The organism is Membranihabitans maritimus (assembly GCF_021729145.1).
GTDB lineage: Bacteria > Bacteroidota > Bacteroidia > Chitinophagales > Saprospiraceae > Membranihabitans > Membranihabitans maritimus.
On record NZ_JAJSLW010000124.1, the window covers coordinates 1 to 234 of the forward strand.

Annotated in this window: 1 protein-coding gene; it reads right to left on the minus strand. The window is 47.4% G+C overall.

Going from position 1 to position 234, the window contains the following annotated elements:
• Positions 1–170 (minus strand): RnfH family protein (locus tag LVD47_RS24270; protein ID WP_369427840.1); only part of this gene is annotated, 170 nt, incomplete at its 3' end.
• Positions 171–234: the final 64 nt, after the last annotated feature.

The window sequence follows — 234 nt, forward strand, 5'->3', positions numbered from 1 at the left end:
GTGGTGATCTTGCCGAATATGCCAACCTTCTGGCTGTCGAGTTCAATGGTCGGATACATTTCTAAGATCTTCGAACCATGAATGGCACTTAAAACGGTCGCCTGTTCATCCACCGTCACGGGAAGCCACACTTGCTCGGTTGGCAAAGCATACACAACGCTTACTTTCATCCTTGCTCTCCTTGCATATCCAGTTTCTCAAGGCGATTGCTTTCTAAAACCGCAAGCAGTTTCT